Origin of the sequence: Lentzea cavernae (genome assembly GCF_014653695.1) — a bacterium.
Lineage (GTDB): Bacteria > Actinomycetota > Actinomycetes > Mycobacteriales > Pseudonocardiaceae > Lentzea > Lentzea cavernae.
Genome location: NZ_BNAR01000002.1, coordinates 856,424 through 879,701 on the forward strand (window position 1 = coordinate 856,424; position 23,278 = coordinate 879,701).

Here is a 23,278-nt window from a genome sequence, read left to right on the forward strand (position 1 = left end):
CTCTCCTACTTCCAGATCGAGGACCCGGTGGCCGGGTCGAAGAAGTGCAGCCGGGAGGTGTCCACCCAGGCGGCGACGGGTTGTCCTTCGTAGATGCGGGTGCGCGGGCTGAACCGTCCGACGAGGACGGTCCCCTTGCCCTTCACGCCGGGCAGGTCGTCGGTGCCGGCGTCCTTCGCCAGTTCGCGGGTGTCGTCGGTGACGACGGGCGGGACGTCGACCGGGAAGTGCACGAGCACGTCCGACCCCATGGCTTCGACCAGGTCGGCGACGGAGTGGAGGATCTCGCCCTCGCGGGCGTCGGCGAGGGCCGTGTCCTCCATGTCCTCCGGCCGGATGCCGACCACGACGTCACCACCGACGTACTGCTGGAGCTGGGGACGTTGGTGCAGCACGGACTCCGGCAGCAGCAACGCGTCGGAGCCCAGCGAGACCCAGTACCGGCCGTCGGAGTCCGTGCTGAGCTTCGCGGACACGAGGTTCATGCCCGGCGAGCCGATGAAGCCCGCGACGAACAGGTTGACCGGCCGGTCGTAGAGCTCCTGCGGCGGACCGACCTGCTGCAGCAGACCGCGGCGCATCACGGCGACGCGGTCCCCGAGCGTCATGGCCTCGGTCTGGTCGTGCGTGACGTACACGGTCGTCACGCCGATCTCGCGCTGGATCCGCGCGATCTGCGCCCGCATCTGCACGCGCAGCTTGGCGTCCAGGTTGGACAGCGGCTCGTCCATCAGGAACGCCTGCGGCGCCCGCACGATCGCCCGGCCCATGGCGACGCGCTGGCGTTGCCCGCCGGAGAGGTTGCGCGGCAAGCGGCCGAGGTGCTCGGTCAGTTCGAGCACCTCGGCGACCTCGCGCACGCGGTGGTCGATCTCGGTCTTCGGGAGCTTGCGCAACGTGAGGCCGAACGCGATGTTGTCGAACACGTTCAGGTGCGGGTAGAGCGCGTACGACTGGAACACCATCGCCACGTCGCGGTCACGGGACGGCACGTCGTTGACGACCTTCTCGCCGATGTGGATCGTGCCCCCGGTGATCTGCTCGAGCCCGGCGATCATGCGCAGCGCCGTCGTCTTGCCGCAGCCCGACGGGCCCACGAGCACCAGGAACTCGCCGTCGCGGATCTCCAGGTTGAGGTCGGTGACGGCACGGGTGCCGTCACCGTAGGCCTTGCCCAGTCCCGTCAGAACGACTTCTGCCACGCCCACTCCCCGGTTCGGTGTGACTGCAGACCGTAGGGCCGTCAGTCCTAAGGGAGATTTAAGGACGAAGCACGATCGAGATAAGCGCGCGACACCTCTCCCAATCGACGGGTTCGCTGCTTACGCTGCGTGCATGTCGAAGGTGCTGGTGGTCGAGGACGACCCGGTGGTCCAGGCGGCGCTCGTGCACGCGCTGACCGACCTCGGGCACGTCGTGCAGGCCGTCGGCACCGCCGTGGCCGCGTTGCGCGAGGCGGGCACCTCGGAGCTCGACCTGATCATCCTCGACCTCGGGCTGCCGGACCTGGACGGCGTCGCGGCGCTGCGGATGCTGCGCGGGGTGAGCAACGTGCCGGTCATCGTGGCGACGGCGCGCGGTGCCGAGAGCTCGGTCGTGAGCACGTTGAACGCGGGCGCGGACGACTACATCGTGAAGCCGTTCTCGGCCGAGCACCTGGCCGCGCGGATCAACGCGCTGCTGCGCCGCACCGGCACCGCCGGCCCGGCCGGTTCCGCCGACCTCGTCGCCCTGGGCGAACTCCGCATCGACCTCGCCCAGCGGGCGGCCACGCTCGGCGACACCGCTCTCGCGCTGAGCAGGCGGGAGTTCGACATGCTGACCTATCTCGCGCAACGGCCGGGGCGGGTGATCTCGCGGCGTGAGCTCATCCAGGCCGTGTGGGGCAATCCGTACGTCGGTGATGACAAGACGATCGACGTCCACGCGTCGTGGTTGCGGCGCAAGCTCGGCGAGACGGCGGCCCATCCCCGTTACCTGCACACGGTCCGGGGCGTCGGGTTCAAGCTGGCGGCGCCCGAATGAGGGCGGTCATCACCCGCGCTCTGCTGCTCGCCGCCGGGCTGGTCGCCGTGGTTTTCGTGGCCACCGCCGGGTTTCTGCTCCACTCGCACGCGGCGTCCACCGCCGCCGCGGCCGACCGGCGGGACGCCGCCGTGGTCGCCGGTGTGCTGGCGGTGTCCTCGGATCCCGACGCGGTCCGCGGGACGATCGCGCGCACGGCCGCCGGTGCGGAGGGGCGGTTGTCGGTCGTGCTCGAGGACGGCACCCGGCTCGGCGCCGGCGGTGGCACGCCGGTGGCTTCCGCTGGCGGCGCCGTGGTCTCCGTGGTGCCCGCGGCGGTGCCGTTCCCGTTCCTCGCGGTGTTGCTGGTGACCGGGATCGCCCTGGTGGCGCTGGGAGTGGCGGTGTGGTGGGGGCACAGGCCCTTCACACCGGTGCTGGCGGCGCTGCGGGACCTGTCGTCGTCGGTCGGGCGGAGGGTGCGGCTGCGCGGGCCGCGCGAGCTGGAGGCGCTGGCGGAGTCGATCGACGAGGCCTCGTCGCGGACCTCGCAGCTGCTCGCGAAGGAACGGGAGATGATCGCGGACGTCTCGCACCGGTTGCGGACCCCGCTGGCGGCCCTGCGGCTGGACGCCGACGCGGTGGGGTCCGGGCCCGTCGCGGACCGCATTCGCAGCGCCGTCAGCACGCTGGGCCACGACGTCGACCGGATCATCCAGTCGTTGCAGCCCACCGAGGGCGAGGCGGCCGGCACGTGCGACGTGACGGCGGTCGTGGAGTCGCGGATGGCGTTCTGGTCTGCCCACGCCGCCGACCAGGGCCGGTTGTGCGAGATCGACGTCGGTGAGCCCTGCTGGGTGCCGCTGGCGCCGGACGCCCTGGGCGCGGTGGTGGACACGTTGCTGGAGAACGTCTTCCGGCACACGCCTCCCGCCGCACCGGTCGGGGTGTCGGTGGTGCGGCACGCCGGGTGGGTCACCCTGGTGGTCGAGGACGGCGGCACCGGCGTCGCCGACCCGTCCTCGGCGTTGCACCGCGGCAGCAGCGGAGCCGGGTCGACCGGGCTGGGGCTCGACATCGCGCGGGCGGCGGCGGAAGCGACCGGCGGGACCATCCACCTCGAGCGCGGACGGCTCGGCGGCGCACGGGTGCGATTGCGGTTCGGGGAGGCCGACAGCCACCACGAACCGGCGAGCCCGCGCGCGTGGCGGCTGTGGCACGGCCACCCCTGAGGTCAGGCCGCGTCGATCTTGAACGGGTCGTGGTCCGTCAGCAGCTTGTCGAGCCGGGCTCTGTCGACCCGGCTCGAGATGGAGGTGTCCTCCTGCCGGTCCCTGATCACCTTGGCGAGGGTGAACGCCGAGGTGATCGCGTAGAGCATCGCGATCCCCAGGAACGCGCGCACCCACCCGTCGACGGGCAGGAACACGACTCCGAGGCCGACGGCGGTCAGCGAGAGCCCGAACGAGAGGACCGCCTGCACGTAGAAGGCAGCGGTCGTCGGCGTGTGCGAGGGCGCGGAAGACGTCATGCTTTGAGAGTCCTGCGCCACACCACGGCTGTCATGAGTACGGCTACTCACTTCCGCCGTGCGGCGGATCAGCCGAATTCAGTCCTTTATAGACCATCGACCAATCGGCGGAACCGAGTGCGACAGGTGGGACGTTCATCGCTGTCGTCGTGCCGCCGGCGAAGATTTCAACTGGACAACTTTCTGGGCGAAATCGGGGCGTACCGCGAACTCCAGGACCCCGGCACCGTTCATTCGACCGAACGCCCCGGCCGATCCGCCAGGTCGTCGGGTCACCCGAAGGCCTGTCCAGCACGTTTGTCCTGCCTTCACACCGGGGTGCGTGCCGTTGGTCCAGCGGAAGTTGGTTCCTTTGCGGCCGCGGAGCGCGCCGGGACCAGGTAGGTTTGGACGCTCGTCCAGGAAAAGACGAGCGGGCGCTAGGGCCATCTGGCCTGAGTTGGTCAAGACTTGCGAGGGCCCTGAACCCCTTTAATACATCGGGTTCGTATGCGTGGATTGTTCGCGTTGAGTCATGTCGATAGGGTCCGCGTATCAGTACAGGGCATCACGTTAAGGCGGCTTTCTTTGATCGGGCAGCGTGGACGACCGCCGTCGGATGCCGACCTCATCGATGCCGTCAGAGACGGCAGGGTCGAGGAGTACGGCAAGCTCTACGAACGTCACGTGCGCTCGGCGACCATCCTCGCGATGCAGCTGTCCTCGTCGTCCTCGGACGCCGACGACCTGGTGTCGGAGGCGTTCGCCAAGGTCCTCGCCGCGCTGCGCGCCGGTGGCGGTCCGGGCGCGTCGTTCCGGCCGTACCTGCTGACGGCGGTGCGGCACGCGGCGTACGACCGCACCCGCAAGGAGAAGCGGGTCGAACTGGCCGGTGACATCGAGGAGGTTCCCGGCGCCACCAAGGCGACCAGCGTGCCGTTCCGCGACAAGGCGGTCGAGGACCTGGACCAGACGCTGGCGGCGACGGCGTTCGCGACGCTGCCCGAACGGTGGCAGACAGTGCTGTGGCACACCGCGATCGAGGGACAGTCACCGGGCGAGATCGCACCACTGCTCGGCCTGACCCCGAACGGCGTCTCCGCGATGGCGTTCCGTGCGCGCGAGGGCCTTCGCAAGGCGTTCTTGCAGGCGCACGTCAACCAGGAACCGGCGGACACCTGCCGCCCCACCGTGACGAAGCTCGGCGCCTGGACGCGCGGCGGCCTCAAGGGTCGCGACGCCGTCCACATCGACGAGCACATGGACAACTGCGCCGAATGCCGCAAGCTCGCCAGCGAGCTCTCGGACGTGAACGGCGCGCTGCGCGGTCTCGTCGCCCCCATCGTGCTCGGCACGGGCACCGCCGGATACCTGGCCGCCGCCGCGACGGCGACCAAGGGCGCCGTGGTCACCCTCAGCGCGGCCTCGTGGATGGGCGTCGCCGCCTCGGCCGCGGCGGTCGTCGTGGTCGTCACGTCGGGCGTCGTCACGTCGGACAGCGGACCCGTCACCACGGTCATCGGCGCCGCGCCGACCAGCACGGTCGTCTCGGAACAGGCCGCGCCCACCGAGTCCGGCGCCGCGCAGAGCGCGAGCGCCGCACCGACCAAGGGCACCTCGGCGGGCACGGCCGCACAGGGCACGAGCGGCGCCAACCGGCCGGCGACGACCACGAACAACACCGTCGTGCCCGCGAGCGAGGCCGAGCTGTCCGGTTCCGCGCCCGACGGCATCGCCATGACCACCGACGGCCCGGCGAACGAGATGAACATCAGCATCACCAACAACGGCGACGAGCCCACCACCGTCCCGACGCTGACGCTGAGCATGCCCGACAAGATCAAGACGGTCGGGGCTGGCAAGACCTCGGTGGGCTTCATCGGCTGCCCCGCCGGCAAGGGCACCGTCACGTGCGAGGGCGGCCAGACGCTCGCCCCCGGTCAGACGGTCACGTTCCGCGCACGGCTGCAGGCAGGCAACAAGGCCGGGGACGGGGTCATCACCGGGGTGGCGGGACCGGTGGAGGTCAGCATCCCGATCACCATCGTCGAGTCCCAGGGCTGAGTCCACTTCGGACAGCGGGATCGGCCCGGGCACCGCACCATGGGCGGGTGGAGGAGCTCACGGAGGCGTTGACGCGGCTCGAGGCGCCGTTCCGCACGCTCGTCGACGACTCGGAATGGGCGCACGCGAGCGTGGAGGGGCTGGTGCTCGACCTCGGCGGGTGGTGGTCGGCCGACGACCTGACCCGCCTGCAGCCGCAGGTGACGTTCAGCGACGCCTCGAGCGAGGCGAGCCGGCTCAACGGCGGCGTGTACGTCGAGGGCTACGTCTGGGCGGACGGGCAGGCGGTCGCGGCGGCGTGGTGCGGGCTCGGCAGCGCGGTCGTCTACGGGCCCCGCGCCGAGGCGTACCTCGGGGTGCCGTTGTCGCCCCACTTCTGCCGCAGGACCCAGCAGCGCAACGGCACAGCCGCGGTGCTCATGAGCAAGCACCCGCGGCTGTTGCCGTTGCTGCGGGACGGGCTTCCGCGCGGCGCGGTGCTGCCCGGCGGGAGGCCGGGCCCGCGCTCAGTCGGCGCCTAGCGCCGCGAACCTCTCGTCCGCTTCCCTCTGGTGGCGTGCGGCCTCGGCAGGATCCGTGACGGCGCGGGCGAGGTGCTTGTGCGCGTTCGCCGCCTCACGCCTGTCGTCGATCCGTTCGGCCAGTTCCAACGCCTCGCGCAACGGCGCGATGGCGTCGGCGGGACGTCCGGCGGCGGTCAGCACCTCACCGAGGTAGTTGAGCACCACGGTCTCCGTCGTGACGTCACCGATCGCGCGCACGGCCGCCAACGCCGACTCCAGCGCCTCCAGGGCCTCGTCGTGCCTGCCCATGGCGTGCAGGATCATGCCGAGCGCGCTCTGGGTGTCCGCCTCGTCGCGGCGGCTGCCCATCTCGCGCATCAACGCCAGTGCCGACGTGCACGCCTGCAGCGCCTCGTCGTACCGGCCGAGCGCGCTGTAGATGTTGCTGACGTTGCTCATCGCCTGCGACTCGAGGTGCCGGTCGCCGAGCTGCCGCGCCACGGTGATGGCCTGTTCCAGCAGTTCAGCGGCCTCGGCGTGACGGCCGAGGGTCCGGTAGACCAGTGAGAGGTTGTTCAGCGTGCCCGCGACGCCCTGCAGGTCGCCCAGTTCGCGGAGCATCTCGATCGCGCGCTCGTTGTAGTGGATGGCCCTCGGGTACTGCGCGGTCTGCCAGAACACCATCGCGTAGTTCTTCGTGGTGATCGCGAGCGCGACCGGCTCGTCCTTCGCCGCCTCCAACGCCAGTTCGTTGATGGTCGCCCAGTCACGCGTGTGGCCGCGCACCATGCAGAAGAACGTCAACGCGCGTGCGAGTTGCCACGTGTGTGTGCGCCAGTCGCCGTCGAGTGACAGCGCCACGGCGGCGACGAGCGTCTGGCGTTCGGTCTCCAGCCACTCGACCGCGTGGTCGTAGTCGCGCAGGACCAACCGGGAGGCAGGCCGGTAGGTGATGTCGACCTCGTACTTGCGCGCGGCGGGCGACATCAGCCTCGTCGCCTGGTTCGCCGTGTCCAGGAAGTGGTCGAGCAGCCTGGTCAGCGGCTCGCGGGAACTGTCCACCTTGGACTGCGCGTACTGCCGCAACAGGTCGTGCATCCGGTACCGGCCGAGGGTCGTCGCCTCCAGCAGGTGCACGTCGACGAGGTCTTCGAGCATCCCGTCGCACTCCAGCAGGTCGAGCTCACCGAGCGCCGCCGCCTGGTCGACGTCGAAGTCGGTGCCGTGGTGCAGGCCCAGCAGGCCGAAGAGCCGCTGGTGACCGGTGGGGAGCTGGCCGAACGACAACGCGAAGACCGCGTCCAGCTCGGATAATCGTCCCTCGCGCAGCCGCGTCGCGAGGTGGGCGGTGGTCCAGGTGGGACGGCTGCGGAGCCGTCCGGCGGCCAGGCGCACGGCCAGCGGCAGCCGCCCGCACAGCGCGACGACCTCGCGGGCCGCCTCGTCGGTGCCGCGGTCGTCGCCGACGATCGTGGCGAACAGCTGCAGCGCCTCCGCCTCGGACAGCACGTCCAGCGTGAGCGTCGACGTGCCCTCCAGCTCGACCAGCCGCGCCCGTGAGGTGACCAGCACCAGCGAGCCCGGCACGCCCGGCAGCAACGGCCGGACCTGGTCGGCGCTCACCGCGTTGTCGAGCACGACCAGCAACCGGCGCCGCGACAGCTCGGCCCGCCACATCGCGGCCCGTTCGTCCAGGCTGACCGGGATCTCTTCCAGGCCGAGCGCGCGCAACAGCACGTCGAGCGCGTCTGTCGGTTCCACGGGCGCACGGCCCGCGGTGTGCGCGTGCAGGTCGATGAACAGCTGACCGTCCGGATACTCCAGGCGGTGCGCCAGGTGCACGGCGAGCGTCGTCTTGCCGACGCCCGGCATGCCGTCGATCGCGGAGATCACGACGGCGGCCTTGCCGGTGACCGCCCTCGTCAGCCTCTCGATCTCGGCGGCGCGGCCGGTGAAGTCCGCGACGTCGCGGGGCAGCGTGTTCAGGGCGAGCCGCGGCTCGTCCCCGCGCAGCAGCCGCGCGTGCATGTCCCGCAGGTCGCTTCCCGGGTCGGTGCCCAGTTCGTCGGCCAAAAGCACGCGCACTTCCTCGAACGCCTGCAACGCCTCGGCGGGCCGGTTCGCCCGCTGCAGCGCGTGCATGAGCTGCAGCCACAGCTGTTCCCGGAGCGGGAACTGCTTGGTGAGCCGCCGCAGTTCGGCGATCAGCCGCTCGCCCTGGCCCAGCTCGATCGACAGCCGCGCGTGCTGCTCGGCGACGGTGAGCCGCCGTTCCTGCAGCAGCGTGAGCTCGGCTTCGAGCCGCGGCCCCACGGTGAGGCCGTCGAGCGCCGGGCCACGCCACAACTGCAGGGCTTCCTCGTACCTCGCGACCGCCGTCCGGTGATCACCCTGTTTCAGCGCGTCGTCGCCCGCCGCGCACAGCTCCTCGAAGACCACGACGTCGACGTCCCCGCCCGGCACCTTGAGCCGGTACCCGCCGGGAACGGTGACGAGGTCGTCCAGCACGAGCTTGCGCAAGGCCGCGACATAAGTCCGGATGTTCGATTCGGGAGCAGCGGGTGGAGATTCCCACACCGCTTCGCTCAAGTGTTCAAAACTGACCGTCTCGTTGGCATGCACCGCCAACGCCGCGAGCAGTGCCCTTTGCCGGGGCCCGCCCAGCCGCAGTTCCACGCCCCCACGCCAAATCTGCAGCGGCCCAAGAAGCCGATACCGCACTAGCCCTCCTCGGGGGGCATGGTGCCAGAACTCGGGGGTGCTGTGCGGAATTTGTGCGGACGATCTTGGAAACTTGACGCTCGCCGCCGTGAAGAGGGGGAACGAAGATGGCCCTGAGCAGATCATGGTCCGGCCAGGCAGCCTAGGATGACCGCATGACCGAGACGGCGAAGCGACGTCCCGGCCCCCGGATCGAAGAGGTCGCGCGGGTCGCCGGGGTGTCGAAGTCGACCGTCTCGCGCGTCATCAACGACGAGCAGTACGTCAGCGCCAAGGCCCGCGAGGCCGTGCACGCCGCAATCGCACAGCTGGGCTACTCCCCCAACCAGGCCGCCCGCGCACTGGCCGGCAACCGCGCCAACGCCATCGCCCTGGTCGTCTCGGAGCCCACCGGCCGCGTGCTGTCCGACCCGTTCTTCGCGGGCGTGCTGCGCGGCGTCCACGCCGAACTGGCCGGCCGCCACATGCAGCTGTTGCTGATGATGAGCCAGCCCTCCGACACCGACGACCTCGTGACGTACCTGAGCAGCGGCCACGTCGACGGCGCGCTGCTGGTGAGCCTGCACGGCGAGGACCCTCTGGTGCCGATGCTCGCCGAGATCGGCCTGCCGGTCGTCTCCGGCGGCCGGCCGCTCGGTGCCACGGTCCCGTTCGTCGACGCCGACAACTTCACCGGCGCCCTGGAGGCCGCACGGCACCTGGCGTCGTTGGGGCGCAAGCGGATCGCGACCGTGGCCGGCCCGAAGGACATGGCCGTGGGCGCGGACAGGCTCAGCGGCTTCCGGCGCGGCCTCAGCGAGGCCAAGCTCCCCGCGACCCTCGTGGCGCACGGCGACTTCACGCCCGAGAGCGGCGCGCGAGCCATGGAATCGTTGCTGCGCAAGGCCCCCGACCTCGACGCGGTGTTCGTCGCCGCGGACATCATGGCCCTCGGCGCGTTGCAGGTGCTGCACGCGCAGGGCAAGCGCGTGCCCGAGGACGTGGCGGTCGTCGGGTTCGACGACTCGGTGTTCGCCTCGACCGCCACGCCGCCGCTGACGACGATCCGGCAGGACGTCGAGGAGCTCGGGCGCACGATGACGTGGCGGCTGCTCGCGGAGCTGGCGGGCGAGGCGGGGCTGCCGCCGTCGCTGCTGTTGCCCACCTCGCTCGTGGTGCGTTCCAGCGCCTGAAAGACCTTCATCGGTGGTCATCGGCCGTCCGTGACGGATCAGGCCGAGGTTTCACTCGTTCGGCACAACCTTCACGCACTGTCGGTAACACCCGGTGCGACTTCTCGATGGTGACCGCGTAGGTACTCACCCGAGGGAGTTGCGACAGTGATCGAGAACTCGGCATCCGGTCTGGTGATGGTTCCCGGCGAGGTGACGGTGACCGTCACCGGCGAGCAGCACCACCAGGACGTGCTGGCGCGCTACTCCGTCCCGGACGGCGTCACGCGCAACGTCGCCGTGAGCCTGACGTGGTGCGCGATCGCCGCCGGCAAGTACCGGGGTCACCGCGGCATCGAGGTGCGCCTCGACGGCTACCGCGTGGGTGAGCTGACTTTCCTGATGTCGCAACGGTATGCGCCCGTGCTGATGCACGTGGAGTCCGGCGGTGGTGCGACCGGGTGCGCGGCGTTCGTCCAGCGCGGCGCCAACGGGCTGCTGCAGATCTCGCTGCGGATGCCGCGCGAGGTCCCCCGCGGCGCCGTCGTGCCCGTCATTCCGGCGCGCAGGTCGTGGGCGGCGCCGGTGGCGATCAGCGCGGCCGCCCTGTTCGGGTTCTTCGTCGTGATGGGCGTCATCGGCGCGGCCGTCAAGGGCCCGGCCGACGTGAACAACGCGGCGGCGCAGCTCTCGACGACCACCGTTGCGCCCACTACTACGACTACGACCGTGGCACCGACGACGACCAGCACGACGACGTCGACCACGACGACCACCACCACCACCACCACGACAACAACGACCACCGCGCCTGCGGCGGTCGCGCAGCCGAAGCCGCAACCTCAGCCGCAGCCCAACCCGCAGCCGAATCCCCAACCCGCTCCGCAATCGAACTGCCACGCGAGCTACAGCCCGTGCGTGCCTATCGCCACGGACGTCGACTGCGCCGGCGGCAGCGGAAACGGACCTGAGTACGTCCGAGGCCCGATCCGCGTGATCGGCCCCGACGTCTACAAGCTGGACAGCAACGGAGACGGCGTCGGGTGCGAGAGCTAGCGCGGGGAAGCCGTGGGCGCGTCTGACCGCGCCCACGGCTCCACCCCCCGCCCGGCGGCTCCTAGCCGCGCTCGTACGGCGTCTTCTCCCCCGCCTCGACGCCGAACGCCAGGTGGTTGCCCGCGGGCGGCAGCGGGCAGGTGGCGAAGTCGGTGAACGCGCACGGCAGGTTCGTCGCGCGGTTGAAGTCGAGCACGACCTTGCCGTCGCGCGGGGTGGCGGCGATCTGCCGGTTGGCCGCGTAGGTCGTGACGCCGCTGGTCTCGTCGGTGAACAGGATGCTCAGCCCGCCGTTGCGGCCGTTGAACGCCGTCAGCGTGTGCTCGGCGCCGTTGTGCGTGAACCGCACACGGCCCGGAGCCTCGTACACGTGGCTAAGCCCCTCGACCACGGCACCAACGGTCGTGGGGACGGGCGCGTCGAACGGCTCGTACTCGCCCTCCAGCACCCACTGTTCCTGCGGGTCGTACGCTGGCACGCCCTTGAAGTCCCGCAGCACCGGTGCCTTCGGGTCGTGCACGCGGATCAGGTACCCGCCGCGCCGGGCGATCTCGATCTCGACGTCACCTGCCACGACGCGTTCGCCGCCACCGCTCTGGACGAGTTCGAACCGCTTGGTCTCCCCGTCGTTGCGCCAGTAGGCCGCGTCGTCGTCTTGCCACCACTCGCCCGGTAGTCCGTCATAGGCGCGTGGGGACGTCTCGAGCCAATCGAGCGAAACCAGCGCCAGCCACCCATAGGGGTCGGCCAGGGTGGTCTCGCGCTCCGTCTTCCAGGTCTGCCAGTCCTCAGCGAAGCTCATGTACTTGCGAACGACGGAGCGGTGGCGTCGCTTCCCCGTTCCACGGAGTGGGAAACGAGGGCGTCGCCGAGTTCTGTGCGCGCGTAGACGACGCTGCGGCCGTGTCGTTGCGAGGCCAGCAGACCGGCGTCACGCAACGCCCTCAGGTGCTGGTTCACCGCTGATGTCGTGACGCCCGTGCGTCGCGCGATGTCGGTGGACGACCGAGGTTGCGCCAACTCGGCGAGCAGGTCCGCCCGCACCTGACCGAGGACACCGGCGAGCGCTTCGGGCCCACGGCAGCGCCCGGCCTCCCACACCGTGCCGGCGCCACGGGCGGAGTAGATCAGCAACGGCGCCGCGGCGGGGTCGACCGGCACGGCCGTGCGCCGGGCGAACACGCTGGGCACCAGGGTGAGCCCCTGTCCCCCGGCCTCCAGGCGTCGCGGCCGCGCTCCGTCGATGCGCACCTGAACGACGGCGCCGGCAAAGGTGATCCGTTCGGAGATCCCCGAGAACATCGCCGCCAGACCGTGCTGGGCCATGGCGCGGCCGCGATGGGCGATGTCGGCCTCCAGCACCGCGCGCATCCGGTCCCAGTGCCCGGCCAGAGCCGCGTGCCAGTACGACTCCACCGCGTCGAGGACCCTGCGACGGTCGCGCAGCACCGCGGGCACGTCGCCGAACACCGCACGGAAGTCACGTCGCATCGTGGCGGTGGAGATCTTCCGCAGCGCCGCGAACTCGTCCTCGATCCGCGTGAACGGCGTCAGCGGGCGGGGGCTCAGGAAGTCCGGCGTCCAGCCGCGGTCGGTCGACAGCGCCAGCAAGACCTCCGTGTCGACATCACGGATCTGGCGCACCCACGGCACGTGCAGCGGATATTTGGCCGGGTTCTTCAGCACGCGCAGGCTGAGCGTCAGATTGCTGAGCGGCGAGACGGCGAACCGCACGTCCACCAGGTCGGACTCGCCGAGCAGGAACTCGATCATGTAGCACAACGCTACATCAGTTACGTCCCGCCGACGCCTGGGCCAGGCTTCGCGACCATGTGGACCGACATGCGGCTGGCGTTGCGGATCGCCTGCCGGGCAGCGGAACGAGTGCTCGCCGCAGGCACTCCCGACGTGTGGCTGAAGGAGGACGGCAGGCAGGTCACCTCGACCGATCTCGAGGTCGAGGACCTGGTGCGCCGGCTGCTCGCGGAGGCGGTGCCCGACGACGGGGTCGTGGGCGAGGAACGTCCTGAGCGCAGAGGAACCTCGGGACGCCGGTGGCTGGTCGACCCGATCAGCGGCACCGCCGACTTCGTGGCCGGACGGCCGACGTACTCGGTCGACCTGGCGCTGGAAGGGGCGCTGGCCGTCTCCGTCATGCCGTCGCTGGGCATCACGATGGCGGCGGGACGTGGCATGGGCTGCCGCGTTTTCCGGGACGAGCGAGAGGAAACCGCTCGTGTGTCCTCAACGGACAGTGTCGAAGGTGCGCGCGTGTGTTTGCACGGCAAGAAGAAACCGGCTCTGGAGCAATGCGTGATCGTGGACGGCTCCACGCCGGTGCTGGACCTGATCACCGGCCGGGTGGACGCGGTGGTCGCGGCGGGCGCCGGACTGGACGAGTTCGACCTGGCGTGCCTGCCGGTGCTCGTGGAGGAGGCGGGCGGACGCGTGACGGTGGTCGAGGAGGACGTCGTGCTGGCCACCAACGGTGTCCTGCACGACGCCTTCCTCGCCCTGCTCATCGCGCGTCCTGGTGTCGCACCAGGCACCCCGGGCTCATGAGGCCCAGGTGATCGCCGGATCCCGCGCGCTGGGGTGACCGACCGGACTCGCACCGGCTTCGACCAGGACCACGACCTGGCGCCTCGACTGCTTCGGCTTCGGTCACGGCTGCCCGTCGAGGACTCGAACCTCGATCTCCGCGTTCAGAGCGCGGTGTCCGTGCCAATTGGACCAACGGGCATCAAAAAAGCCGCCTCGTCGCTCGGTGCGACGGGACGGCTCCCCGGAGACATGAGGTCAGCTCATGCCGAGGAGCACCAGACGTGCTGACGGCGCATGTGTTGCATCACGGCTGGCTCCCTTCCCCGGTTCGTTGAGAACCACTCTGACGGACGGCGTGGCGGACTTGCAACGCATTATTCTGACTTGAAAAAGTTTGCAGAAATAGTTCGCTTTCTTTAAGAATCCTTAAGCGGACTTGCGGAAAACTTTTGCAACGTCTTTCCTGGACCGCTGACACACCCCACCCGGAAGGCATGGACATGTCCCAGGACTGGTGGCGCCACGCCGTCATCTACCAGGTCTACGTGCGCAGCTTCGCCGACTCGAACGGCGACGGCGTCGGCGACCTGCCCGGCATCCGCTCGCGCCTGCCCCACCTGCGCGACCTGGGCGTGGACGCGGTCTGGATCACGCCGTTCTACGCCTCGCCGATGGCCGACGGCGGCTACGACGTGGCGGACTACCGCGCGGTCGACCCGCAGTTCGGCGACTTGGACGACGTGCGCGCGTTGGTGGACGACGCACACACGCTCGGTATCCGGGTGATCGTCGACATCGTGCCGAACCACAGCTCCGACCAGCACGCGTGGTTCCAGGAGGCGCTGGCCGGACGTGGCCGTGAGCGGTACATCTTCCGCGAAGGCGTCGGCGACCAGCCGCCGAACGACTGGGAGTCGGTCTTCGGCGGGCCCGCGTGGACGCGGGTGGCCGACGGGTCGTGGTACCTGCACCTGTTCGCGCCGGAGCAGCCGGACCTGAACTGGGAGCTGCCCGAGGTGCGCGCGGAGTTCCGCGACGTGCTGCGGTTCTGGCTGGACCTGGGCGTCGACGGGTTCCGGGTGGACGTGGCGCACGGGATGGTCAAGGCGCCGGGACTGCCCGACATCGGGCACGCGGACCAGCTCAAGCTGCTGGGCACGGACCCGTTGCCGTTCTTCGACCAGGACGGCGTGCACGAGATCCACCGCGAGTGGCGTGAGGTCGTCGACTCGTACGACGGCGAGCGCGTGCTCGTGGCGGAGGCGTGGACGCCTTCTGCCGAGCGCACGGCGATGTACCTGCGCGCGGACGAGATGCACCAGGCGTTCAACTTCCACTACCTGACGGCGGAGTGGGACTTCGAGGCGTTGCGGTCGGTCATCGACTCGTCGCTGGCTGCTGTCGAACCCGTTGGGGCGCCTACTACTTGGGTGCTGTCGAACCATGACGTGCAACGGCACGTGACGCGGTACGGCGGCGGTGAGACCGGTGTGCGCCGTGCGCGCGCCGCGCTGGCGTTGATGCTCGCGCTGCCGGGCTCGGTGTACCTGTACCAGGGTGAGGAGCTCGGGCTGCCCGAGGTGCTGGACCTGCCGGACGAGGTGCTGCAGGACCCGATGTGGGAGCGGTCGGGCCACACCGAACGCGGCCGCGACGGGTGCCGCGTGCCGTTGCCGTGGGCCGCTTCCGGGCCGTCGCTCGGGTTCGGCACGGGTGGGTCGTGGCTGCCGCAGCCCGCGGACTGGGCGAAGCTCAGCGTGGAGACGCAGACGGGTGACCAGGACTCGATGCTGTCCTTCTACCGCAACGCTTTGCGCGTCCGGCGCGAGCACCCGGCGGCCGGCGCGGGTCTCACGTGGATCGACGGACCGGCCGGTGTGCTGTGGTTCGAGCGGGACGGGGTCGCCTGCGCGGTGAACCTGTCCGAGGCGGTCGTGGAGCTGCCGGACCCGGGCTCGGTGCTGCTGGCGTCGTCGTACTACGGGGTGCGGGACGGGCTCCTGCTGCTCCCGCCGGACACCGCAGTGTGGTGGAAGCTCTGACCAGCTATTTCACTTGATCGACTAAAACTGTCGGACCCCCTGGGTACCGTCCGTGGACATCAGCTCCAGGTCGGACTCAGGGGGTTTCGTGGCAGGCAGGTGGGAGCTCGTCTCCGGTAGCTCGGCGAAGTTCTGGGAGATCACCCGCAGTGGCGCCGCGGTGACCGTCCGATTCGGACGGGTGGGCGCGGCCGGGCAGACCCAGAACAAGGAGCTGCCCTCCGAGGCCGCCGCGCAGGCGCACGTCGCCAAGCTGGTGGCGGAGAAGGAGAAGAAGGGCTACCGCAGCGTCGACGCCGGTGCCGTCGCGAGCGCCGCACCCGAGCCGGTGGCGTCCCCGGCACCCGAGCCGGCGGTGGAGGCTCCCGCGCCGGACGAGGAGACCTGGACCATGCCGGCCGAGTGGCTGGCGCAGGCTATGCGCAGGCGCGATGTCACGCCCCTGCCGGAGTTCGTGGTCGACTCGGCGTCGGCGCGGAGGTTCCGCGAGCAGGTCGCCGCGCAGGCCGCGGAGATCGACGAGGCGCTGACGTCACCGGAGCACGACCAGGGCCTGGTGCGGGCTTTGCGCGACCACCGCGAGGGCCGGCCCGACCCGCTCGGCGCCGCCGTGCTCGCGAGACTGCTCGGGTTCGAGCACGGCACGTCGCCCGCGCACTGGTGGATCGAGGACTTCGGGCTGCCGTTCGCCGCCGCGGCCGCCGCGCACCACGCGACAGTGGCCCACAGCTACGGCAAGCTGGTCGTGTACCTGCCGCACCACAGCTCGCAGGAGAGCGCGGAAGGCCGTGCGCTGATCGACGTCCGCACCGCGCTGGCGGCGGCGGACGACGCGACCTACGAGGCGGCCCTCACCGAGTTGGAGAAGGTCGGCACGACCTGGTTCGGCCAGGTGGCGCGCGCCTTCCTCGCCCCGACGCGGCACGACTGGTTCGAGGAGGCGAACTCGACGTCGAGCGCGTACTGGATGGTGCACAGCTCGGCGAGCACCGCGGAGCAGCTGGGCCGGCTGAGGTACGGCCACCTGATCTGGTCGCAGACGGCCGTCTACACGGCGTTGCACCTGCTCGGTCCCGCGCTCGCACCGGTGCTCGACGCCGAGCTGCGCGCGAAGGCCGAGTGGGGCGGGGAGCACCGGAGGCTGGCGCTCGAGGTGCTGGCGGCCCTGCCGACCGACGAGGCGTTCCTCATGCTGCTCAACCGCCTGCAGGAGCGGTTCGTGCGTCCGCCGCTGTGGTCGGCGATGCAGGCGTTCCCCGCGCGAGCCGTCCGGTTGATGGCGCCGCGCGCCGCCACCGACGCCGACGTCCGCGACCTGTTGCGCGTCCACCTGCTCAAGCACCCCGGCCTCGCTGTTCCGGACGGGCTCGCCTCCCTGGTCGAGTCGCTGCCCGAAGCACCGGCGAGCGCACTCCCGCCGGTGCTGGCCGAGCCGCCGTGGACGCACCGCCGTCCGCAGCCGAAGTCCGTGGTCCTGGGCGACGTCCCGGTGCCCGCCGCCCACCTCACGTGGCTGCCGGGCGAGCGGGAGGAGTGGGCCGAGCTGACCGGCTGGTGGTCGAGGGCCGGTGCGGGGAACTGGCCGGCGATGGCCGACGAGATCCGCTCCGGCGGCTCCCGCCACCACGACCACAGGCTGTTCGTGTCCGGTCCCGAGGATCTCGCCCGCCCGCTGCTCGCCGTCTGGACGCCCGGTGACACCTGGGGCAGCGAGGGCTGGGGCAAGCGCATCGCGGCCCGGTTCGGCGCGGACGCCCTGCCCGCGATGCTGCGGCTGGCGGCGAGCAACCCGCAGATCTCCGGTGTCGTGCTGCTCCCGTACGCCTCCCCCGAGGTCGCCGCGCTGATGGCGGACTGGTTCGTGCGCCTCAAGACCGCCCGCGCGTTCGCTCTCTCCTGGCTGTCGCGTCACCGCGAGGCAGCGGCCCGCCTCCTGCTGCCGGTCGCGCTCGGCCCGGCGGGTCCCGCGCGCCGCAACGCCGAGTCCGCGCTGCGCCACCTCCACCTCGAGTCCGGCGTCGACGTCATCGCTCTCGCCTCCGAGCACAGCGCCGAGGCGGGCGGGGCCGTCCGCGCGCTCATCGAGATCGACCCGCTCGACGTCCTCCCCGCGAAGCTGCCCGCGATCGGCGCGTGGGCCGATCTCACCGTGCTGCCCCAGGTGGTGCTGGCCGACGGTTCCGGCGCGCTGCCCGCGGGTGCCGCGAAGAACCTCCTGACGACGGCCGCGCTGTCCAAACAGGACGCCGTCTACCCCGGCCTGCCTCTCGCCGTCGAGGCGTGCGACCGCGCGTCGCTGGCGGAGTTCGCCTGGGCCGTGTTCGGCCGCTGGCAGGACGCGGGCGCACCGTCGAAGGACGGCTGGGTCCTGCCCGCGCTCGGCTGGTTCGGCGACGACGAGACGGTGCGCCGCCTGGCCCCGTTGATCCGCTCCTGGCCGGGCGAGAGCCAGCACGCCCGCGCCGTGGCGGGCCTCGACGTGCTCGCCGAGATCGGCACCGAGGCGGCGCTGATGAACCTGAACAGCATCGCGGAACGGGTCAAATTCAAGGGCCTCAAGGTCAAGGCGCAGGAGAAGGTGTCCGCCATCGCGGCGGCGCTCGGCCTGAGCCGCGACCAGCTGTCCGACCGCCTGGTGCCCCGGCTCGGCCTCGACGAGGACGCGAGCCTCGTGATCGACTACGGCCCCCGCCAGTTCACCGTCGGCTTCGACGAGCAGCTCAAACCGTACGTCGTCGACCCGGACGGCAAGCGCCGCAAGGACCTGCCCAAGCCAGGAGCTCGCGACGACCAGGAGCTCGCACCAGCGGAGCACAAGCGTTTCGCGGGCCTGAAGAAGGACGTCCGCACCGTCGCCTCCGACCAGATCCACCGCCTGGAGCGCTCGATGGTCGACCAGCGCACCTGGACCACCGAGGAGTTCCACGCGGTCCTGGCCGCCCATCCCCTGCTGTGGCACCTGGTCCGCCGCCTGGTGTGGATCACCGACACCGGCCTGACCTTCCGCCTGGCCGAGGACCGCACCCTGGCGAACGCCTCCGACGACGAGATCACCCTGCCCGCCGACGCGAAGGTCCGCGTGGCACACCCGATCGACCTGATCGACTCCCTGCCGGCCTGGGGCGAGGTGTTCGCGGACTACGAGATCCTGCAACCGTTCCCGCAGCTGGGCCGCCCCACCCACGCCTTCACGCCGGGCGACACCATCCCCCAGCTGGAGAAGTACCTCGACAGGGCCATCCCGGTGGGCAAGGTCCTGGGCCTCACCAAGCACGGCTGGGCACGCTGCCAGCCCCAGGACAACGGCGTCGAGCCGTGGATGACGCGCCCCCTGCCCTCCGGCGGCGCCCTGGTCGCCGCGCTGGACCCCGGCATCGTCGTGGGAATGATCGACATGGAGCCGGAGATGAAGTTCAGCGACCTGTGGTTCGACCCCACCGGCCACGGCGCCTGGGGCGCCCCGAGGGGCGGCAGCCCCACCACGTTCGAAGTGGACGCCATCACCGCCTCCGAACTCCTCTCCGAACTCGAATCACTGCACGCGTAACACGGGAACGGTTGGTCGACGACCAACGTCAGACCGGCTCGGCACGTCACAGGCAAGGCCTCGGACCACACAGCAGGGAGCAGTCAGTGCGCAGGTGGGAGCTCGTCTCGGGCAGCGCGGCGAAGTTCTGGGAGATCGACCAGGACGGCACCGCCGTCACCGTCCGCTTCGGACGGCTCGACACGCACGGCCAAACCCAGACCAAGGACCTGGCCACCCCCGAGGCAGCGGCAGCGCACGTGGCGAAGCTGGTGTCGGAAAAGGAGAAGAAGGGCTACCGCCCGGCCACCGCAACACCAGCCGCTGCCGCTGCCCAACCCTCAACTCCCAACGGCGCCCCAGCTCCTGACAGCGCCCCGGCACCCACCGACGACTCAGCGCCCAACAGTGACCCGGCGCTCACCGGCGCCACCACGCTCACCGGCGCCACCACGCTCACCGGCGCCACCACGCTGACCGCAGCCACCGCCGCGCCCACCACACCGGCAACCACCTCGCCCGGCGCGACGAGCTCCACCGCCACGACCTCGTCGGCTGCGGACCTCCCCACCCACCAAGCCATTGACGCCGCCGGCAGCTCACCCGGCTCACCCACCGCCGCAGACCAGACCGCCGCGTCCACCACCGCCTCCCACACCACCGCCACCAGCTCACCTGGCTCACCCCTCGCCGCAGACCAGACCGCCGCCTCGCCCACCGCACCCACCAGCTCTCACACCACCCCCGCCACCGCCTCGTCTACCGACCAACTCCCCTCCCCCTCCGGCACACCTGCGACGCCTCCCACCGCCGCCCTCGCGCCGCCCACCTCCCCGAAGCCCGTCCCCGCCGACGAGGACACCTGGGTCATGCCGAAGGCCTGGCTGCGCGACGTGGTCCGCCAGCGCGGCTTCACCCCGGCCCCGGAGTTCACCGTCGACCCCGGCCAGGCGGAAGAGGCAAGGAGCCGAGTCGACACGCAGCGGGACACCCGGATCGAACAGATCCTGTCCGAACCGGCCTCGGACCCCGACCTCGTCCAGGCCACACGTGAGCACCTCGCAGGCCGGCCGAACCTGGTCGGGGCGGCGGCGGTCGCGGCGATCATCGACGGCGCCGAGCAGTCCGCGCACGCCTGGATCGCCGACCAGGGCGTGGTGTTCGCGACGGAGGCCGCGGTCGAGTACACCAGGGTGCTCTGCGCGCGCGAGTGGCTGTCGCAGCAGCGCACCTACGGCAACGAACGCCTGACCTCCCGCGGCGGTTACTTCCACACCAACCTCGACACCGCCGAGGGCAGGATGCTCAGGACGATCCGGTACGCGCTGGCGGTCGCGGACGACACCGAGGTCGAAGCCGCGGAAGCCGTGCTGAGCAGGATGGGCGAGCTCGACGAGTCCAACGCGAAGATGGTGCGGGCGTTCGTGCTGCCGGGCCGGGCCGACTGGTTCCAGGACGCGAGCCAGACCAACTCGAACAGCCGGTGGTGGCTCCTGCCCTGCAGTGCCACCCGCTTCGAGGACTTCGGGCCCGTGTCATCCTCGGTGTCCAACAACAGCGCCATCCTGCACACGTCGCTCTACGTGCTCGGTCCGGCGATCGCGCCGTTGCTCGCGGCCGCGCTCGACCACAAGTACCAGCAAGCGGACCGTCGCAAGCAGGTGCTGAAGGTGCTCGCGGTGCTGCCCACCGACGAGGCGTTCACCATCGCGCTCGACCGCATCGAGACGAAGTACGTGCGTCCGACCGTGCTGTCGATGATGGCGGCGTTCCCTGCGCGGGCGGCCCGGCTGCTGGGCGAACGCTCCGGTCGCAACGCCGAACTGCGCCAGCTGCTCAGCGTGCACCTGAAGACCTACCCGCACCTCGAGGCGCCTGACGGTTTCGTCGAGGTCGAGTCCGTGGCACTGCCGGAGGCGCCAGCGGAGGCGTTGCCGACGGTGCTGGCCTCGCCGCCGTGGTTGCAGCGCAAGAAGCCGGTGAAGCCCGTCGTGGTGCCGGACCTCCCGGTGCCCGGCCCGTCCCTCGTGTGGCTGCCGGGCGAGCGGGAGGAGTGGCTGAAGGACGGCCACTGGGACACCCACCGCCACAAGACCTGGGAGCACTGGCTGGCGGAGTACAACGCCGGCCGGATCGGCTACCGCATGGCCGACCTGCTCGTCGGGGCACCCGCGGACGAGGTGCGGCACCTGCTGGCGGACTGGCAGCCCAACCTGGGCTGGAGCGCCGAGTCGGCCGGCAAGCGGCTGGCCGCGAAGTTCGGCTTCGACGCGTTGCCCCCGCTGCTGCGCATCGTGGAGCGCACCTCGGCCACGGCGGTGATCGTCCTGCCGTTCGCCACGCCCGAGGTGGCCGCGTTGATGGCCGACTGGCTCGTGCGGCTCAAGCAGGTGCGCAAGACGGCGCTGGCGTGGCTCGCCCGGCACCGCGAGACCGCGGCACGTCTGCTCATCCCCGCCGCCCTGGGCAAGCCCGGTGCCGAACGCCGCAACGCCGAGACGGCGATCCGCCACCTGCACGCCCTCGGGGTGGACGTGGTGGCGGTCGCTCCCGGCCCGGCCGCGGCGGCCGCCCTGGAGTCCTTCCTGGCCGTCGACCCGGTCGACGTGCTGCCCGCCAAGCTGCCGGTGATCGGCGAGTGGGCGGACACCCGCCTGCTGCCGCAGGTCCTGCTGCACGACCGCAAGCAGGGCCTGTCCCCCGAGGCCGCGCGTCACCTGCTGATGACGGTCGCGCTGTCCAAGCCGGGCGACGTCTACGCCGGTCTGCCGATCGCCCGCGAGGCACTCGACAGGGCCTCGCTGGCGGAGTTCGCGTGGGCGGTCTTCCAACGCTGGCAGGAGGTCGGCGCACCGTCGAAGGAGGGCTGGGCGCTCAACGCGCTGGGCTGGCTCGGCGACGACTCGACGGTCCGGGCGCTGTCGCCGTTGATCCGGGTCTGGCCGGGCGAGAGCCAGCACGCGAGGGCGGTGACGGGGCTCGACGTGCTCGCCGACATCGGCACCGAGGTCGCCCTGTCGCACCTCAACAGCATCGCCGAGAAGGTGAAGTTCAAGGGCCTCAAGACCAAGGCGCAGGAGAAGGTCGCCCAGATCGCCGAGGAACTGGGCCTGTCCCGTGACCAGCTCGCGGACAGGCTGGTGCCGCGCCTGGGTCTCGACGACGCCGCGACCCTGACCATCGACTACGGCCAGCGCCAGTTCACCGTCGGCTTCGACGAACAGCTCAAGCCCTTCGTCCTCGACCCCGACGGCAAGCGCCGCAAGGACCTCCCGAAGCCCGGTGCCAAGGACGACCAGGACCTCGCACCACTGGAGCACAAGCGGTTCACGGCCCTGAAGAAGGACGTCCGCACCGTCGCCTCCGACCAGATCCACCGCCTCGAACGCGCCATGGTCGACCAGCGCACCTGGACCGCCGACGAGTTCCACGCGGTCCTGGCCGGCCACCCCCTGCTGTGGCACATCGTCCGCCGCCTCGTCTGGATCACCGGTGACGCCGACTCCTTCCGATTGGCGGAAGACCGCACCCTCGCCGACTCCGGCGACGACGAGTTCACCCTCCCCGCCGACGCCACGGTCCGCGTGGCACACCCGGTCGACATCCAGGACGAGCTCGAGGCCTGGGGCGAGGTCTTCGCCGACTACGAGATCCTCCAGCCGTTCCCGCAGCTGGGCCGCCCGCTGCACCTCGTGCCCCGGGGCGAGGACCTCCTGCCCCACCTGAAGGAGCACTGCGGCGTCGACCACCCGATCGGCAAGATCCTCAGCCTCACCAAGAAGGGCTGGATCCGCGGCGAACCCCAGGACGGCGGCGTCGAGTGCTGGATCACCCGCCCCCTGCCGACCGGCGGCGCCCTCGTCGCCTCGCTCGACCCCGGCATCGCCGTGGGCGCCATCGACGTCTTCCCGGAGGTCAAGTTCACCGAACTCTGGTTCTCCGCCGACGGCCACGGCTACTGGTCCCCCCAGCGCAACGCGGCGAACGCTCTCACCACCGACGCGATCACGGCCTCCGAGGTGCTGTCCGAACTGGAGTCACTGCGCCAGTAGCACCGGAACTCAGGGGGCTGACCCGCTCTTCGCCCCGACTGCGAAGAATTGTCAGACCCCCTGAGTAACGTCCGTGGACATCAACTCCTTTGTACGGCCCCAGGA

15 protein-coding genes and 1 tRNA gene are annotated in these 23,278 nt (G+C 70.9%); 10 read left to right on the plus strand and 6 right to left on the minus strand.

Annotated features, from left to right (window positions below):
- Nucleotides 1-5: 5 nt before the first annotated feature.
- Complete coding sequence (locus tag IE307_RS09900; protein ID WP_191297537.1) at nt 6-1,202, minus strand: ABC transporter ATP-binding protein; 1,197 nt, start codon at nt 1,200-1,202, stop codon at nt 6-8.
- A gap of 133 nt (nt 1,203-1,335) precedes the next feature.
- Between IE307_RS09900 and IE307_RS09905 the strand changes: the two genes are divergently transcribed.
- Entirely contained in the window at nt 1,336-2,025 is a 690-nt protein-coding gene (locus IE307_RS09905; RefSeq protein ID WP_191297538.1) for a response regulator transcription factor, read from the plus strand.
- Complete coding sequence (locus tag IE307_RS09910) at nt 2,022-3,236, plus strand: sensor histidine kinase (protein ID WP_191297539.1); 1,215 nt, start codon at nt 2,022-2,024, stop codon at nt 3,234-3,236. The genes IE307_RS09905 and IE307_RS09910 overlap by 4 nt, the downstream gene beginning before the upstream one ends.
- Before the next feature lie 2 nt (nt 3,237-3,238).
- Here the strand turns inward: IE307_RS09910 and IE307_RS09915 are convergent, their stop codons facing one another.
- Nucleotides 3,239-3,535 (minus strand): YiaA/YiaB family inner membrane protein, encoded by a 297-nt coding sequence (locus IE307_RS09915; protein WP_191297540.1) that lies wholly within the window; start codon nt 3,533-3,535, stop codon nt 3,239-3,241.
- A gap of 567 nt (nt 3,536-4,102) precedes the next feature.
- On the opposite strand from IE307_RS09915, the gene IE307_RS09920 reads away from it, so the two are divergent.
- Both IE307_RS09920 and IE307_RS09925 read left to right on the plus strand, forming a co-directional pair.
- Nucleotides 4,103-5,578 (plus strand): sigma-70 family RNA polymerase sigma factor, encoded by a 1,476-nt coding sequence (locus tag IE307_RS09920; RefSeq protein ID WP_191297541.1) that lies wholly within the window; start codon nt 4,103-4,105, stop codon nt 5,576-5,578.
- A gap of 47 nt (nt 5,579-5,625) precedes the next feature.
- Nucleotides 5,626-6,099, plus strand: coding sequence for a hypothetical protein (locus IE307_RS09925; protein ID WP_191297542.1), 474 nt, complete (start codon nt 5,626-5,628; stop codon nt 6,097-6,099).
- Here the strand turns inward: IE307_RS09925 and IE307_RS09930 are convergent.
- Nucleotides 6,085-8,928, minus strand: coding sequence for an AfsR/SARP family transcriptional regulator (locus IE307_RS09930; RefSeq protein ID WP_268250350.1), 2,844 nt, complete (start codon nt 8,926-8,928; stop codon nt 6,085-6,087). The genes IE307_RS09925 and IE307_RS09930 overlap by 15 nt on opposite strands.
- Nucleotides 8,929-8,957: 29 nt before the next feature.
- On the opposite strand from IE307_RS09930, the gene IE307_RS09935 reads away from it, so the two are divergent.
- Nucleotides 8,958-9,974, plus strand: a complete 1,017-nt coding sequence (locus tag IE307_RS09935) for a LacI family DNA-binding transcriptional regulator (protein ID WP_191297544.1) — start codon at nt 8,958-8,960, stop codon at nt 9,972-9,974.
- Nucleotides 9,975-10,121: 147 nt separating this feature from the next.
- A complete protein-coding gene (locus tag IE307_RS09940) occupies nt 10,122-11,009 on the plus strand; it encodes a hypothetical protein (protein WP_191297641.1) in 888 nt (295 codons plus the stop codon).
- 61 nt (nt 11,010-11,070) lie between these two features.
- Here IE307_RS09940 and IE307_RS09945 read toward each other — a convergent pair whose 3' ends face one another.
- Both IE307_RS09945 and IE307_RS09950 read right to left on the minus strand, forming a co-directional pair.
- On the minus strand, nt 11,071-11,811 hold the full coding sequence (locus tag IE307_RS09945) for a DUF1684 domain-containing protein (RefSeq protein WP_191297545.1): 741 nt from the start codon (nt 11,809-11,811) through the stop codon (nt 11,071-11,073).
- Entirely contained in the window at nt 11,808-12,782 is a 975-nt protein-coding gene (locus tag IE307_RS09950; protein ID WP_191297546.1) for an ArsR/SmtB family transcription factor, read from the minus strand. The genes IE307_RS09945 and IE307_RS09950 overlap by 4 nt, the downstream gene beginning before the upstream one ends.
- Nucleotides 12,783-12,839: 57 nt before the next feature.
- Here IE307_RS09950 and IE307_RS09955 point away from each other — a divergent pair, with 57 nt between their 5' ends.
- A complete protein-coding gene (locus IE307_RS09955) occupies nt 12,840-13,571 on the plus strand; it encodes an inositol monophosphatase family protein (protein ID WP_191297547.1) in 732 nt (243 codons plus the stop codon).
- Between the two features lie 108 nt (nt 13,572-13,679).
- Here IE307_RS09955 and IE307_RS09960 read toward each other — a convergent pair.
- Nucleotides 13,680-13,752 (minus strand) — tRNA-Gln (locus tag IE307_RS09960).
- Between the two features lie 301 nt (nt 13,753-14,053).
- On the opposite strand from IE307_RS09960, the gene IE307_RS09965 reads away from it, so the two are divergent.
- From IE307_RS09965 to IE307_RS47255, 3 genes are all read left to right on the plus strand, one after another.
- The gene (locus IE307_RS09965; protein ID WP_191297548.1) at nt 14,054-15,595 is read left to right on the plus strand and encodes a glycoside hydrolase family 13 protein; all 1,542 of its coding nucleotides are present in this window, start codon (nt 14,054-14,056) and stop codon (nt 15,593-15,595) included.
- A gap of 88 nt (nt 15,596-15,683) precedes the next feature.
- A complete protein-coding gene (locus IE307_RS09970) occupies nt 15,684-19,142 on the plus strand; it encodes a DUF4132 domain-containing protein (protein ID WP_191297549.1) in 3,459 nt (1,152 codons plus the stop codon).
- Between the two features lie 86 nt (nt 19,143-19,228).
- Complete coding sequence (locus IE307_RS47255) at nt 19,229-23,173, plus strand: DUF4132 domain-containing protein (protein WP_191297550.1); 3,945 nt, start codon at nt 19,229-19,231, stop codon at nt 23,171-23,173.
- Nucleotides 23,174-23,278: the final 105 nt, after the last annotated feature.